The organism is Ruegeria sp. J8 (assembly GCF_056531925.1).
In genome coordinates, this window is the sequence record NZ_JBQFMR010000004.1 from 336,731 (window position 1) to 350,995 (window position 14,265).

The 14,265-nt window shown below is 56.3% G+C and carries 13 protein-coding genes and 1 pseudogene; 9 read left to right on the forward strand and 5 right to left on the reverse strand.

Translation table 11 applies throughout. From position 1 onward, the window contains the following. Positions 1-30 precede the first annotated feature (30 nt). The 4 genes from ACR0L1_RS11235 to ACR0L1_RS11250 all read left to right on the forward strand — a co-directional run bounded on the left by ACR0L1_RS11235 (position 31) and on the right by ACR0L1_RS11250 (position 4,122). A complete protein-coding gene (locus ACR0L1_RS11235) occupies positions 31-696 on the forward strand; it encodes a helix-turn-helix domain-containing protein (RefSeq protein ID WP_170789334.1) in 666 nt (221 codons plus the stop codon). A gap of 574 nt (positions 697-1,270) precedes the next feature. After that, positions 1,271-2,281 (forward strand): TRAP transporter substrate-binding protein DctP, encoded by a 1,011-nt coding sequence (dctP, locus tag ACR0L1_RS11240; RefSeq protein WP_480858866.1) that lies wholly within the window; start codon positions 1,271-1,273, stop codon positions 2,279-2,281. A gap of 7 nt (positions 2,282-2,288) precedes the next feature. Continuing rightward, complete coding sequence (locus ACR0L1_RS11245) at positions 2,289-2,807, forward strand: TRAP transporter small permease (RefSeq protein ID WP_480503932.1); 519 nt, start codon at positions 2,289-2,291, stop codon at positions 2,805-2,807. A gap of 22 nt (positions 2,808-2,829) precedes the next feature. After that, entirely contained in the window at positions 2,830-4,122 is a 1,293-nt protein-coding gene (locus ACR0L1_RS11250; RefSeq protein WP_170789336.1) for a TRAP transporter large permease, read from the forward strand. A gap of 97 nt (positions 4,123-4,219) precedes the next feature. On the opposite strand, the pseudogene ACR0L1_RS11255 reads toward ACR0L1_RS11250, so the two are convergent. Together ACR0L1_RS11255 and ACR0L1_RS11260 are read right to left on the reverse strand one after the other, a co-directional pair. Further along, a pseudogene (locus tag ACR0L1_RS11255) lies at positions 4,220-4,685 on the reverse strand (DDE-type integrase/transposase/recombinase). 233 nt (positions 4,686-4,918) lie between these two features. Beyond that, on the reverse strand, positions 4,919-5,512 hold the full coding sequence (locus ACR0L1_RS11260) for a TetR/AcrR family transcriptional regulator (protein WP_480858869.1): 594 nt from the start codon (positions 5,510-5,512) through the stop codon (positions 4,919-4,921). A gap of 118 nt (positions 5,513-5,630) precedes the next feature. On the opposite strand from ACR0L1_RS11260, the gene ACR0L1_RS11265 reads away from it, so the two are divergent. From ACR0L1_RS11265 to ACR0L1_RS11285, 5 genes are all read left to right on the forward strand, one after another. Next, the gene (locus ACR0L1_RS11265) at positions 5,631-6,008 is read left to right on the forward strand and encodes a hypothetical protein (protein WP_480858870.1); all 378 of its coding nucleotides are present in this window, start codon (positions 5,631-5,633) and stop codon (positions 6,006-6,008) included. 10 nt (positions 6,009-6,018) lie between these two features. Next, positions 6,019-6,435, forward strand: a complete 417-nt coding sequence (locus ACR0L1_RS11270; RefSeq protein ID WP_170783246.1) for a GFA family protein — start codon at positions 6,019-6,021, stop codon at positions 6,433-6,435. A gap of 256 nt (positions 6,436-6,691) precedes the next feature. Further along, positions 6,692-7,651 carry an HlyD family secretion protein gene (locus ACR0L1_RS11275; RefSeq protein WP_480503938.1) on the forward strand — a complete coding sequence of 320 codons (960 nt, stop codon included), beginning with the start codon at positions 6,692-6,694 and terminating at the stop codon, positions 7,649-7,651. Next, entirely contained in the window at positions 7,648-8,574 is a 927-nt protein-coding gene (locus ACR0L1_RS11280) for an ABC transporter ATP-binding protein (RefSeq protein ID WP_480503939.1), read from the forward strand. The genes ACR0L1_RS11275 and ACR0L1_RS11280 overlap by 4 nt, the downstream gene beginning before the upstream one ends. Continuing rightward, positions 8,571-9,716, forward strand: a complete 1,146-nt coding sequence (locus ACR0L1_RS11285; protein WP_170771806.1) for an ABC transporter permease — start codon at positions 8,571-8,573, stop codon at positions 9,714-9,716. Before ACR0L1_RS11280 ends, ACR0L1_RS11285 begins: the two co-directional genes overlap by 4 nt. 1,073 nt (positions 9,717-10,789) lie before the next feature. On the opposite strand, the gene ACR0L1_RS11290 is transcribed toward ACR0L1_RS11285, so the two are convergent. The 3 genes from ACR0L1_RS11290 to ACR0L1_RS11300 form a co-directional block, all read right to left on the reverse strand. After that, positions 10,790-11,719 carry an SMP-30/gluconolactonase/LRE family protein gene (locus ACR0L1_RS11290; RefSeq protein WP_480858873.1) on the reverse strand — a complete coding sequence of 310 codons (930 nt, stop codon included), beginning with the start codon at positions 11,717-11,719 and terminating at the stop codon, positions 10,790-10,792. 123 nt (positions 11,720-11,842) lie between these two features. Beyond that, on the reverse strand, positions 11,843-13,354 hold the full coding sequence (locus tag ACR0L1_RS11295; protein ID WP_480858875.1) for an aldehyde dehydrogenase (NADP(+)): 1,512 nt from the start codon (positions 13,352-13,354) through the stop codon (positions 11,843-11,845). A 1-nt stretch (position 13,355) separates the two neighbouring features. Beyond that, positions 13,356-14,264: a dihydrodipicolinate synthase family protein gene (locus ACR0L1_RS11300; RefSeq protein ID WP_170771800.1), complete on the reverse strand. Its 909-nt coding sequence runs from the start codon at positions 14,262-14,264 to the stop codon at positions 13,356-13,358. Position 14,265 lies beyond the last annotated feature (1 nt).

The following is a 14,265-nucleotide window of genomic DNA, read 5'->3' on the forward strand; positions in this document are numbered from 1 at the left end:
TAGGATAACTTCGCTGCCAAGAAAGACCGCATGAACGGGCAAACTGCGAATCGAAGCGGAAGGAAACAGGTGGCAAAACTGACCCAAGACCCGCATTCCGTAAGTTCAAGTGATCGAGAAAAGGTTCTTGAAGTCGCCATCGGCCGAGAAGTTCACGCCTTTCGCAAACAGCAGAACATCACTGTTGCAGATCTTGCGCAGATGACCGGGCTGTCGATCGGAATGGTGTCGAAAATCGAAAACGGGAATACATCGCCTTCTTTGACGACGCTTCAGGCGCTGGCGGATGCACTGTCGGTTCCACTGACCAGTTTTTTCCGTCGGTTCGAAGAACGACGGCTGGCCGTTCACACCAAAGCAGGGCAAGGGGTCGAGCAGGAGCGAGAGGGCACCCGCGCTAACCATCAATACAACCTGCTGGGCACCATAGGCGCCAACACGTCAGGCGTGATCGTCGAGCCCTATCTGATCACTCTGACCGCTGAATCCGACACCTTTCCGACCTTTCAGCACAGCGGAATTGAGACGATCTATATGCTGGAAGGCGAGGTTGACTACCGTCACGGTGATCAGGTCTATCCGCTGAAACCCGGCGACACGCTGTTTTTCGAGGCTGATGCGCCACACGGCCCCGAGCGTCTGGTCACGTTGCCCCTTCGCTATCTGTCTATCATCAGCTATCCGCAGACAAACTGAAGGGCGCCAGAAATTCAGCCGTCAAATATGGTTTTCGAAATAAGTTTAGTGACCAAACCGAAATCAGCCGACATCGATTTCTCGCATTCGTAAGACTTGACCGGGCATTGACGAGCATTGGAACGCCTTTCCCGACATTGACTTGGGATTTGTCTGACCCTTTTGAAGAAATCGACCGCTTTCAGGCCGACATGTCCTTAGGATCAGCACATCAGGTCGAAGACGACTTAATCATCAGGAACTTCTGTCAAACGACGCTCGTGCCAATAGCCCACGTACCGATAGCAGGACCGAAAGACGAAGATCCGATTTGGATCGGTTGGGTTAAAGCAGAGGGGCCTCTGAACCGGTTGTACGAAAGCCAACAAGTTCCGACAGAAGTGCGCTGAGGTCGCGGCTCAGGTATCACTTGCAACCTTCCCTGCTCTTTCTATGCTTTCATTTGGTGGGTCTGGCCCACGGCCTATGCGCCCCAAGTCAATGATTTTACGCGACCTAATAAGTTGAAGAGCAAGACTAATACACAAAGAGCTTCGTCAAGAGCCAGATATTCAGTGCTTCAGGAGGGAACACCATGAAGAGAATTGTTCAAACCGCCGCATTGAGCGCGGCTGCTTTCATTTCAGCCATTGCCGCAGGCAATGCGGAAGAATGGCGATTCAACAATTTTCTACCCGAAACCCGCCCAGAAACGGCAGAGCTGGAACGCTTTGTCGAAGAGGTCAATGCGGCCCATGAAGGTGAGAATAAGCTGAAGCTTTATAGCGGCGGATCGCTGGGTCTTCCGAACACGGACACCCTGCGGTTCCTGCCAAAGGGTGCGGTCGAGATGAGCCTGATCTGGGCGAACTATCTGGGACGTGACGCGCCAGCGCTCAGTTCAGTTGTGGTTCAAGGCACCATTGGCTCGATCGAGGAATTCGAAAAGGCGATCCCGACAGTGCGCGAGATTTATCAGGAAGAGTTTACCGATTGGGGCGTGACCTCGGTTGGGTATGTGCCGATCCCGATGCTATCTGTGTCGGTCTTCTGCCGGGATGAGCCGGTGCGCACCATTGACGCTCTGAAATCGAAAAAGCTGCGCGTCTGGGCTCGCGATCAGGTTGAAACCTTCACACGCCTTGGGGTCGCCGCGCAGATCATTCCACAGGAAGAGATGTATGTGGCGCTGAAAACCGGCGTGGTCGATTGTGCACTTTATCCTGCGCTTTACGCACACACAGTGTCTTTGCAGGAGGTCGCCAAATATGCTTCGTTCCTGTATCCGATGGCGTCCGGCCCCTATGTGATCGGGGTCGCAACCGACAAATGGGACGCTACGGATGACGCCACCAAGGCGGCAATTGCGACCGCCGCAGAAGCCTTGTGGGAGCGTACCAATCAATACGAGGACGATTTCGAACGCGAGCTGGCCGCACGTGAGCAGCTGGTCGCAGATGGTGTCACCTGGGGAGAAGATTTCTCGCAGGAAGACCGCGATCTGTTTGTGTCGAACGTCACCGAAATCTGGGCTGAACTCGCGGAAGAAGCTGGCGGCAACGCCCCTGCCTATCGTGAGCGTGTCCTGACCGCCCTGGGCCGCTGACGTCAAAATGGCGCTTAGTCCGGGAAACATTATCGCGCGGGGGCTGGACCGTCTGGCCCTTGCGTGCGCCGTTTCTGCGGCCCTCGGAATGATCGCCATTGTCGGCATCATTGTCACCAGCGTATTGATGCGCAAATTTGCCAATACGCCGCTGCACATCACCGAAGAAGTGGTCGGCCTATTGCTCAGCGTTTCGTTGTTTCTAGGTCTGCCGATGGTGACGTTGCGGGCCAAACATGTGCGTGTGGCACTGTTGGCGGATTTTCTGAAAGGTCGACTGCATGTCGCAATACAGATCGCCGCCCTTCTGGTCGGTATCGTTTTTTTCCTGTGGTTGATCGTCGAAACTATTCCTTGGTTCGAATTCGCCTTCAAGCGCAACCTTAAAACAGAAACCACGCGCATTCTGCTTTACCCTTGGATGGCGCTTATGCCGCTGTCGCTTGGGCTGACTCTGTCTATCTTTGTGGCACGCCTTGTCGGCATTCTGGACAGGGTGAACGACGCCGAGGCCGACATCAAATGACCCCAACGAAAGAGACCAATAAATGTCGTTCTGGCTGACGTTGACAGGCGCGCTGGTTGCCACCGCTGGCACGGGCGTGGCCCTTGGAGCGGCGCTTGGTCTGACCGGGTTGATCATTCTGCACTTTTTCTCGAACGGGGCCACGTCGCTGGCTGTGGACGCAATCTGGAGCGTCTTCAATTCGTTCACCCTCAGCGCAGTTCCCATGTTCATCCTTCTGGGCGAGGTGCTGCTGCGCAGTGGAATTAGCGAGCGGGCCTACTCCGCCTTTTCCCCGCTGTTTCGTCGCATCCCGGGGGGCTTGCTGCACACCAATATTGCAGTTTGCACCCTGTTCGGCGCGGTCAGCGGATCCAGTCTGTCTACGGCTGCGGCGGTGGGTTCGGTCGCATACCCTGAGATGTCGAAACGCGGCTATGACAAGGATACGATTGTGGGCAGCTTGGCGGGCGGCGGTACTTTGGGCCTGCTGATCCCGCCCAGCTTGTCTTTTCTGATCTATGGCGCGCTCACTGAAACCTCGATCGGGCGCCTGTTCGCCGCCGGTATTATCCCTGGTTTTCTGGTTGGTCTGATGTTCATGGCGTATCTGTTGGTCAGATGTACCCGAAATCCGGCCCTGGCCCCGCGCGACGAAGCCCCATTGCCGCTGCGGCAGACACTGGCGGGGTTCAAACAAATCTGGCCGTTGCTTGCGCTGATCATTGCGGTCATCGGCAGCATTGTCGGAGGGCTGGCGACACCGACCGAAGCGGCAGGCGTGGGCGTTGTACTGGCCGTGATCATTTCCTCCATATGGGGCGACCTGACTTGGAAGAAGCTTGTCGAAGCGGTCTATCAGTCGGTTCTGTTGTTTGCATCGGTTGGGTTTTTGGTGCTGGGCGCGACGATACTGGCGAAATCGACCAGTATTCTGGGCGTGCCGCAACAGATCCTAGAAGTCGTGGCCGAAAGCGGGATGGGCACATACAGCGTGCTGTTGATCGTGGTGCTGATCTATCTGGTGCTGGGGTGCTTTTTCGACGGGTTGTCGTTGATGATCATGACCTTGCCGGTCGTATTCCCCTTGCTGACCGGGCTGGGCTTTGACCCAATCTGGATCGGGGTCATCATCACCATCGTCATCGAGATTGGTCAGGTCACGCCCCCAGTCGGGCTTAACCTGTCGGTCCTGACCGCGCTGACCAACAACGAGGTTGGCTTGGGCCGTGTGGCAATTGCGACAGTTCCATACTGGCTCATCCACCTGTTGGCCATCTTCATCCTGACGGTGTTCCCGGCACTAACCCTTTTTCTTCCCAACCTTTTGTTCTGAATGAGCGTATATGAGCTCTTGCAACGGCCCGTTCCGGCCGAACAGGTTGTGTTGCAGAGTTTTTCTGCTAGCCAATGAGACTCGGCGTGTCTTCAAGTTAGACGGCCAGTTTAGCAAATTGTCGAAAGGGGCAGAGTCCAGGCGTGAATCGGCCCTCGCGGATCATCTTCGCGACTTTGATTTCAGCAACGGTTGCTGCAGTAAAACCGAAAGCTTTGAACCCCAGCATTGGTCAAGTTCGCCTTTTGATGAACCGGTGGTCCTGTCCACGATGTTGTTCTAGTGTTTCTGCCTCACCACCTCGACTGGAATCGGACATCCAAAGCCCTTCAGCATTTTGTTGATGGCTTTGATACCTGCTGTTTCTGCGCCGCTTTTGTCGATGACGATCTTTCGCGGCGACCCGCGGCTTCAGCGATAACGCCGGAATACCGTGTAACGCATCGGTTCAGTGTTGTGTGGTCTACCGCAACGCCGTGCACGGGTATGACTTCTTCTATATGTCGATAGGAACCACCGTAGCTGACGAAACCAGGGTCAATGGTCAAAAGTGTGAAACGCAAGCTGGTGCAAGCGCCAGTTTCGTTTTCCTCAAGATCAAAATGCGGTTCGGCCAGCTTCGCCTATTGGGTTACGGCCCAGACCTGTCGTTGAGCAAGCTGCACTGCGGCTTCACCAAAGCAGTCACTCAACAGCCAACCGCAATACAGCAGGGGCAGTCCACCACCCAGACATTCACTGCTTACACCCAGTTCTTACGCCGCAAGAAGTTAGTCACGACAGAATGTTTGATAACTTACTGGTTTTTCCACCCTTCAATCAGCCCGACCGCCGCCTGGGCGTAGCTCTGCGGAAACTGATCCGAGGTTCGGGCTTTCATAATCGTATGAAGGCCCAGCAAAAGACCGGTCAGCACCCGTGCGGCCTCATCCGGATCGACCTCGGAACGGATGGCCCCGTCATCCTTTGCCCGGCACAGTATCGCAGCAAACCGCCCCTCCAGTGCGGTCAGGTACCGCTCGATTCGTGCGTTAACCTCGGGATCAGAGCGGTCGAATGAACTAATCGAATTAAAGGCAAGACACCCGGCATCCTCAATCTTTGGCATTCGCTCGGTTGATGCGATGCCCCGGAACCAACCAGCCAGATCGTCCAGCGCATAGGTTTCGGGATCAGGAAAGTGCCGGGCTTCGGCATTGTCCAAATAAGCATCCAGAGTCTTTAGAAAAAACTTTTCTTTTCCCCCATAAGTGGTTTGGAGCGTGAACCGTGTCAGCCCCGTCTGCTGCTCCAACTCCCGCGTACTGGCACCGTGGTAGCCCCTTCGCCAAAACAGGTCCAAGGCTCCCGCCACAGCACTGTCGTGATCCGTCTTGCGTTTTCGCGCCACAGATTTCTCCTTGCTTTTTCTAACCATGTGGATAGTAATAAATTTCTATCCACATGGATAGCATTAGAGATGCGCGGCAGCAAATGCTGCGTGATCGCACCTGAAACGGAGACCTGACATGACCGCCATCGACCCGACACCCGGCGCATTAAAACCCGTCACCCTGCGCATGATCTTCATCCTGAACGCGCTGAAAATCCTGCTGGCCTTTGGTTTCTTCGCCGGTTTCAAATTCTACGGCCTGCAGGTCGGAGAGCTAGCTGGCCCGCAAGCCGCCAACCTGATGCTCTATACGATGCTGGGTTACATCGTCACCTTTGCCTGCATCGTCGCGTCCATTCTCAAGCGCAGCATGACCGGTATCCGTGCCGCAATTGCTGTTGATTTTCTGGTCTCGATCCCGGCGACAGCGGTTGTCGGCTTTGTCATCGCGATCACTAGCATGGGCCTGACATTCACCACCACTGTCCGCGCGTATTTTGCCTATCGTGTTTGAGATGAGCTCTTTGGCGAGTCACCCAGACATGATCGACGGGCAATGTATCTGCGGCGCAGTGCGCTATCGGGTGCAAGACAACATGACCGCCTTCAAATTGTGCTATTGCAACTTTTGCAAAAAGGCCTCGGGCTCGGCCCATGTTGCGAATGCTTTCACCACGCCTGACCGGATCGAATGGCTGGAAGGTCAAGAGCAACTGACATCTTTCAATGTGCCTAATTCCCAAGTGCGCCGGGTGTTTTGCCGAAGCTGCGGGACATCGCTTCCATTCAAGACACAGAACGGCAAGTTTCTGGTTGTCCCCGTCGGCAGCCTGTCACGCCCGCCGTCCCAGCCCGTTAGCGCGATTGTCGGCTGGGCGTCCCGACCCGCATGGTATAATGAGGCGCTGGGGTTGGAAGGCGTGGTCCTCCCGTTGAACTGAGCTGGACGTCCGCGCTGGGTTTTGCATTTTGCGAACATCAGGTCTGTGGTGGATATCGGCAAAGGCATTCATTTCCTGCAGGAAGATAATCCCCATCTGATCGGAGAAAAGCTGGAGGAGTGGTTGGCGCGCCTGCCCGCATGAACCTGTCCTGCCATCTGTAGTTGTTGAACCGTATACATAAATCAGATTTCCTGATTTTATGCTCTGACTATCGCCCAACGCGTTCAAAGGCCAAGCACCGGAGGGAACCCTGTTGAATCTGACGATCCCCATTCCTTTGATCCTGGCGGCTGTCCTGCCCGCTTTTCTGGACCGGTGCTCTGGGTCCGATACCAGCATCGCTCTGGGTGTGTTGGCGCGCGACCGGGTGGCCTTGACCGCGACGGCCAGCGAAATTGTCGTCGATTTACCAATTGCCGAAGGTTCCGTGGTCAAGGTAGGCGACACGCTGGTTCAGCTTGATCCCACATTGCAAAGCGCCAAGCTGGCACTGGCGCAGGCAGAACTGGAAAAGGCACAGGCCACGCTTCTGAAACTGCAGGTCGGACCGCGCGAGGAAGAAATTGCAATTGCCGAGGCCAAAGTAGCAGGCGCTGTTGCGCGCCTTGCCGATGCCGAGGCCATCTATGACCGAAATGCCAGACTGGTCGAGAACTCGGTCGTGACCGAGGCTCAGGTGGCAAATGATCTGGCCATGCGCGATTCCGCGCGGGCTGAATTGGCCAGCGCTCAGGAATCGCTGAAAGAGCTGGAAAACGGCACCCGTCCCGAAGATCTGGCGGTCGCCGAGGCCAATGTGCGAGCTGCCGAAGCCTCGGTCGCCGCCGAACTGACATTGCTGGATGATTTAACGGTCATAGCCACCCGCGACGGCGTTTTGGATTCCCTGCCGTGGAATTTGGGCGAGCGGGTGACATCCGGCAGCCCGGTTGCCGTGATCGTCACGGGCCAGACGCCTTACGCGCGCGTCTATGTACCCGAACCACATCGCGTCAAACTGAAACCCGGTGACACGTTGGAAGTGCGCGTAGACGGGCTGGCCGATCCGTTGGATGGCGTGATCCGCTGGATCAGCGACGACGCGTCCTTCACCCCTTATTACGGGTTGAACAAGGACGACCGCACGCGCCTTGTCTATTTGGCTGAGATTGACCTGCCCAATGCCTCACCGGACCTGCCTGCCGGGGTCCCCGTACAGGTCCCCATGCCATGAACGATGTGGTCGTCTCGACGAAGGGCTTGACCCGCCAGTTCGGGGAAAACATCGCCGTCAACAATCTGGATCTTGAGATTCAAACCGGCCAGATCTACGGGTTTCTGGGACCGAATGGCTGCGGCAAAACCACGACAATGCGCATGCTGACTGGGCTGCTGACCCCCAGCAGCGGTGCGATCTCGGTTTTGGGCCGGTCAATGCCCGAAGCGGCTGAGCCGCTAAAAAATGAGATCGGGTACATGACCCAGATATTCTCGTATTACCGCGACCTAACGGTGCTGGAAAACCTCAGGTTCGCGGCGGAGATTTACGGCATTCCGGTAAAAACGGCCAAAGATCGGATCGATGAGTTGCTGCACACCTACGATCTGACAACAAATATCAATCAACTCAGCGGAAGCATGAGCGGCGGGCAACGTCAGAAACTGGCCCTTGCTGCAACCGTAATGCACCGACCTAAACTGTTGTTCCTGGACGAACCGACCTCGGCCGTTGATCCCGAAACACGCCGCAACTTCTGGGAACAACTGTTCGATCTGGTAGATCAAGGCGCAACGATGATCGTTTCGACCCATTTCATGGACGAAGCCGAGCGCTGTCACCGGCTGGCGATCCTGCAACACGGTGTGAAAAAGGCGGACGGGTCTCCGCGCCAGTTGATGGATGATCTTCAGGCCGATGTAGTTGAGGTTGAAGGGCCGGATCTGAGAAAGGTCAAACACGCGCTGGATGGCAAACCCAAGATCCTGTCGACCGCGCAAGTCGGGTCGCGGCTGCGTGTGCTTGTGGACAAATCCGAACCTCAACCGGTGGACATGTTGCGCGGCCAAATTGCTGCGTTTCCTGGCCTGTCCCTGACCCCGCAGAGGCCAAATCTGGAAGACGTGTTCGTCAGCGCCACACGGGGGCCAGAACAGTGATTTCGCCACGTCGCATCGCTGCTGTACTGAAGAAAGAACTGCTGCAACTGCGGCGGGATCGGATGACCTTTGCCATGGTCATCATGATCCCGCTGATCCAACTGCTTCTGTTTGGATACGCGATCAACACAAACCTGCGCCATGTCCCTGTCGCGGTGGTGGACCAGTCCGGAACCGAACTCTCCCGCACGCTGGCGCAGATCGTTCAAGCGACGCAGGTCGTGACCATCACCGAGCAGCTGACCACCCCGCAAGAGGCCGAACGCGCAATAACCGAGTCCCGTGTGCGTGCTGCGCTAATCATCCCCCCGGACGTGAGCCAGCGCCTTGCCCGCAGCCCGTCTGTCGGGCTGGGCCTGCCCAACGCAACCAACCAGACAAGCAGCCGACCGGTTGCCCATTGGATCGTGGATGGTTCGGACACGATGGTGGCCAGCGCGATCAAGTCCATGCGCACAATGCCTTTGACAGAACTGCTGAAACAACCACCAAACCGGCAGGTGCCCACGTTCGAGGTGACGCTTTACTTCAACCCCGAGCAACGGTCGGCGGTCAATATCGTGCCGGGTCTTGTCGGCGTGATCCTGACCATGACGATGATCCTATTCACCTCAGCCGCCATCGTCCGCGAACGCGAGCGGGGCAATATGGAAATGCTGATTAACACGCCAATCCGGTCGATCGAACTGATGATCGGAAAGATCATCCCCTACATCTTTCTGGGCCTGATACAGGTCGCAATCATCCTCGGCCTCGGGCATGTCCTTTTCGATGTGCCAATAAACGGCGGATTGGGCACTCTGCTTGTTGTGACTTTGTTATTCATCGTCGCCAGCCTGTCGCTTGGGCTGGTGATTTCCACGCTTGCGCAGAACCAATTGCAGTCGATGCAGATGACCATCTTTGTCCTGCTGCCCTCAATCCTGATGTCAGGTTTCATGTTCCCTTTCGACGGTATGCCACCACCCGTCCAGATGATTGCTCAGGTCCTGCCGGCAACCCATTTCATGGACATGATCCGCGGCGTGGTCCTTCGTGACGCGTCGCTATACGAGTTACGCTGGGGAATTCTCTGGATGATCGGATTTGCGATATTCGGATTGCTGGCGGCAACTCTAAGATTCAAGAAACGGTTGGGTTGAAGATCGACCCTGATCTGCCGTTCCAGATTGGTACTGAATTCTGCAGTCGCATTCTACATTGCTGACATTTGCCAGACCTTCGATCTCTTGACCGGCGACGGCGTTGGTAGGTTGGCGGCTCAGATCTGATGTACAGGGGCTGGCATTTTTCTTTTGGGGCCAAAGTGCTACAGGCTTGGCCGCGCAGTGGGCCAGCCGCCCGCCGTCAGGCGGTGACAAACACCTTCATTCCGATGGTGTCGTGGAAAGGAGCGCAGTCCATATCTGCAATACTAGCACCATCTACTTTGATGCGTCCTGTGCGCTGGAGGCATCAAAATCGCAAGATAGTCGACCCAACCTTAGTGTCGCCCATTGGCAACTTCAGCGAACCGTATTTGTAGGTTTTGTGAGGGGAGGACTATTGCCCAATGACGCTTCATTGAGAAAACATCTGAAGCGGCATGAATGTCACCTCATATACGAGATGACAATTGGGTTTATGCTTTTCGCGGCTCTTGCTGCGCGTGAGGCCTATTTAAAGTCACAAAAGGTTGCAAGCCTCTCGGCATCTCAGGCCAAAACAGCGCAGATGTTTAGCAAGGCTTGAATGACCGAGTTTTCAAGTCTCACCGTACCATTCGAATTGGACCTGCAGGTGCGCGGCATCTGACTGAACAAAAGGCAAGGCTTCGCTTTGAGCACTACAAACAGCAAGTCGAGCTGCGCCAACTGAGCATTGGGTGGCCGAACACGAAAGACAGTATGCCAACGGGAAAGCAGTACGGGTCCGGGCGCACAAGCGAGGACAACCAACAAGCAGGGATGTACCTACGCGCGTCATAGGCTCGAAAATGAAGAGGTGAGTTTCTGACAATTGTGTATGAAGGGTAAGCACGCAGCTACATTTTTTAGTAAGGCCCAATCCTGCTATTAAACTGTGTGCTTAAACACCGCAGCCTACTCACATTGCGGACATTCACTGCCTTCATCCAAAAATGCCTTGCAGACCTTAGTATTACAACCTGAACGGCATACACATAGAGCGCTTTGTAGTTTTCCCTCTACATTCAATCCTATTGCAGCAAGTAGAATCAAACCGGTGAGACGCCGTTTACATTCAGATAGATCGCGTAAAGGCTGCTTGTTCCCGCCGCGAACAGTCGGTTCAGCTTGGCACCGCCAAAACACACATTTCCTACCATCTCGGGCATGTGGACCTTGCCGATCAGATCTCCTTGGGGGTTCAGGCAATGAATACCGTCTGCGGCGGAACTCCAGATGCGGCCTTCACGGTCTGGCCTGAACCCGTCGAACAATCCGGCAGAGCAATTAGCGAAGACCTCACCTCCTGAAAGGGTTTTTCCGTCGTTCGATACGCGGAAACGGCGAATATGTGCCGGACCTTCGGGGTCATGCGTGATACCGGTATCCGAGATATAGAGTGCGCTCTCATCCGGTGAAAAAGCCAAGCCATTAGGCTTGACGAAATCAGTTGCAACCGCTGTGACCTCGCCCGATGTCGGGTCCACGCGATACACGTGGCACGCGCCAATCTCGCTTTCGGCGCGCTCGCCTTCATAGTCCATCATGATCCCATAGGACGGGTCCGTGAACCAAATGGACCCGTCTGATTTAACAACGACGTCGTTTGGAGAGTTCAGGTGCTTTCCCTGCCATGCGTCCGCCAGAACCGTGATGGATCCATCATGCTCGGTTCGGATGACGCGTCTGGTTAGGTGCTCGCACGACACCAAGCGTCCCTGCCGGTCTACCGTGTTGCCATTGGCGTTGTTGGAGGGTTGCCGAAACACCGAGACCGAGCCATCTGTATCGTCCCACCGCATCAGCCGGTTGTTGGGAATATCCGACCAGACCAGATAACGCCCGGCGGCAAACCACGCCGGGCCCTCGGACCAACGAGCACCGGTCCACAACCGCTCGACCCGAGCATGGCCGATGAAACAGGCCTCGAATTCTTTTTCGATGACTTCAAAACCGGTTCCGTCGAGAACGCCGTACATCCGTTTTCTCCTTCGTTTTTCTGTTCTCCTGGAGTGAAAAGCTGCGCACTCCAGGCAGTTCCGGGTCAGGCCAGAGATGGCCTAAAGGACCGTATAGGGGCGGTCACCTGACGATTGCGACCGTCAGGCACTCAAGCCTTTCAATTCATCCGGCAAAAGCGCGTCGGGAATGTTTTGATAACTGACCGGGCGCAGCCAGCGCACGATCGCCAGAGTCCCGACGGAGGTTGCTCGGACATCTGTGCTGGCCGGATAGGGCCCGCCATGCATCATTGATGAACACACCTCGACCCCGGTGGGATAGCCGTTTGCCAATAAACGACCTGCTTTTTCCTCGAGAATGGGCATCAGTGACTTGGCCAACGCGGCATCCGAGTCGTCCAGATGCAAGGTCAGCGTCAGCTGTCCTTCCAGACATTCCGCCAGCTGTTGCATCTGCTCTGTGTCGTCACACAAGACGATAATGCCAGCAGCACCAAATACTTCGTGCTGCAGCTTGGGGTTCGCCATCCACTCCGCCGCACTGACTTTGAACAAAGCAGGCACAGCGGCGCGTTTGCCCGTCGCGGCACTGCAAGACGTAACCTCGACCATCAGATCGCGGAATTCGCGAACCCCCTGCTCATAAGCGCCAAGGATTCCGTCTGTTAGCATTTTCTGCTCTGCCGTGTCGTTCAGCGCGGCGACACAGGCGGTTTCCAACGCATCCGCATCCGGGCCTTTCAGCATCACGGCAACCCCGGGATTGGTACAAAACTGTCCGGCCCCCATGGTCAGAGACGCGGCCCAGCCTACGCCGATCTCGGTCGCGCGGGCACGCATCGCGTCTGGAAGGCAGAACATAGGATTGACCGAGCCAAGCTCACCATAAAAGGGGATAGGGTTTGAACGCGCATGGCATAGATCATAAAGCGCCCTGCCCCCGGCGAGTGATCCTGTAAAACCGACGGCAGTGATCCCGGGATGCTGCACAAGGGCGGAACCCACCTCGCGCCCTGATCCTTGCAAGATCTGAAATGTAGCAGCTGGCATACCGCAAATCTCGATCGCCTTGGCAATGGCTTGTCCTACAAGTTCAGCAGTGCCTGCATGAGCGCTGTGTCCCTTGACGATCACCGGGCACCCAGCAGCAAGGGCCGAGGCGGTGTCCCCGCCCGCCGTGGAGAAGGCGAGCGGGAAGTTCGACGCACCAAACACGGCCACTGGACCTATTGCTTTGTGCGTCAGGCGCAAATCCGGACGAGGGAGAGGTGTCCGGTCAGGGAGGGCGCCTTCTTTACGTATATCGAGATACCCAGTCTCTTCGATCAGGTCGGCAAACATGCGCAGCTGGCCCGTTGTGCGTCCACGTTCACCCACCAGCCGCGCCTCGGGCAGGCCTGTCTCGGCCATGCCGGTTTGCGTGATCTCATCACCCAGCACATCCATCTGTTCGGCAATCGTGCGCAAGAATGTGGCGCGCTCGGCCCGCGACTTGCCCGAATAAGCACGGAAGTCGCGGCGTGCGGCGCGGCAGGCGTCATCCACCTGCGCGGCGGTGGCCTGAGCAAAGCTTTGGCCGTCAAGATCGTCTGAGGCACGCAGATTGTCTGACCCGACCCATGCGCCGTCGATCAGATTTTGTCCAAGTATCATTTTATTTTCCCCAATTCAGGACCATTGGGTCCAGCGGTTTTAAAAGGTCTATCAACCGGTCTCGGATGGCCGGTTGCAGCGGATCAATGGGATGGCGGCAGAACTCGGACCCGATGACGCCCCCTTCGACCATCGCCGCTTTGCAGGATTGCCAGCCGCATTGGCGGTTTTCATGGTTGATCACCATCGCCACCCGGCCATAGGCCGCTGTCGCCTCGTCTACACGGCCTGCAAGGTGATGCGTGATGACCGGCTTTATCTGGTCCACGATCATGCCCGAGGTCATCGAACCGGTCGCCCCCGCATCCAGATCGGCCAGTAGGGTGATACCTTCCTCGCCATCAAAAGGTGCTTCAATCGCCTCTCCGCCTTCGGCAATCAGCGCGCGCAGCTTGTTCGCTGCCCGAGGGCATTCGATCTTGAACAGCTTCACCATTTCAATCTCTTGCGCCATGCGCACCAGCAACGGCACCGGCAGATCAACGCCCGACAAGGGCGCGTCTTGGACCATGATCGGAATGCCGACCTCGCCCACGGCTGCAAACTGATCATAGGTCTGCTGCGCGGTCCCCTTCAGAAGCGCCCCGTGATAGGGCGGCATCATCATCACGATGTCCGCGCCCAGATCTTTGGCGAATTTGGCCCGTTCCACTGCGATCTGCGTCGCAAAATGGCTGATCGTCACGATCATGGGCACGCGGCCCGCGACATGTTCAAGGCTGAGCCGGGTCAGGATCGCGCGCTCCTCATCCGAGATCAGGAATTGCTCTGAGAAATTTGCCAAAACGCAGATCCCGTCCGCGCCTTGATCGATCAGGCAATCCAGAACGCGCTTCATCCCTTCCAGATCAAGTGTTCCGTCTTCGTGGAATGGTGTCGGCGCAACGGGCCAGATACCGGTATAGCTCATG

Excerpts from the sequence above, each read along its gene's own strand:
- dctP (WP_480858866.1), top strand. The coding sequence starts at position 1,271 with ATGAAGAGAATTGTTCAAACCGCCGCATTGAGCGCGGCTGCTTTCATT.
- ACR0L1_RS11280 (WP_480503939.1), top strand. The coding sequence starts at position 7,648 with ATGAACGATGTGGTCGTCTCGACGAAGGGCTTGACCCGCCAGTTCGGG.
- ACR0L1_RS11250 (WP_170789336.1), top strand. The coding sequence starts at position 2,830 with ATGTCGTTCTGGCTGACGTTGACAGGCGCGCTGGTTGCCACCGCTGGC.
- ACR0L1_RS11265 (WP_480858870.1), top strand. The coding sequence starts at position 5,631 with ATGACCGCCATCGACCCGACACCCGGCGCATTAAAACCCGTCACCCTG.
- ACR0L1_RS11235 (WP_170789334.1), top strand. The coding sequence starts at position 31 with ATGAACGGGCAAACTGCGAATCGAAGCGGAAGGAAACAGGTGGCAAAA.
- ACR0L1_RS11295 (WP_480858875.1), bottom strand. The coding sequence starts at position 13,354 with ATGATACTTGGACAAAATCTGATCGACGGCGCATGGGTCGGGTCAGAC.
- ACR0L1_RS11245 (WP_480503932.1), top strand. The coding sequence starts at position 2,289 with ATGGCGCTTAGTCCGGGAAACATTATCGCGCGGGGGCTGGACCGTCTG.
- ACR0L1_RS11300 (WP_170771800.1), bottom strand. The coding sequence starts at position 14,264 with ATGAGCTATACCGGTATCTGGCCCGTTGCGCCGACACCATTCCACGAA.
- ACR0L1_RS11290 (WP_480858873.1), bottom strand. The coding sequence starts at position 11,719 with ATGTACGGCGTTCTCGACGGAACCGGTTTTGAAGTCATCGAAAAAGAA.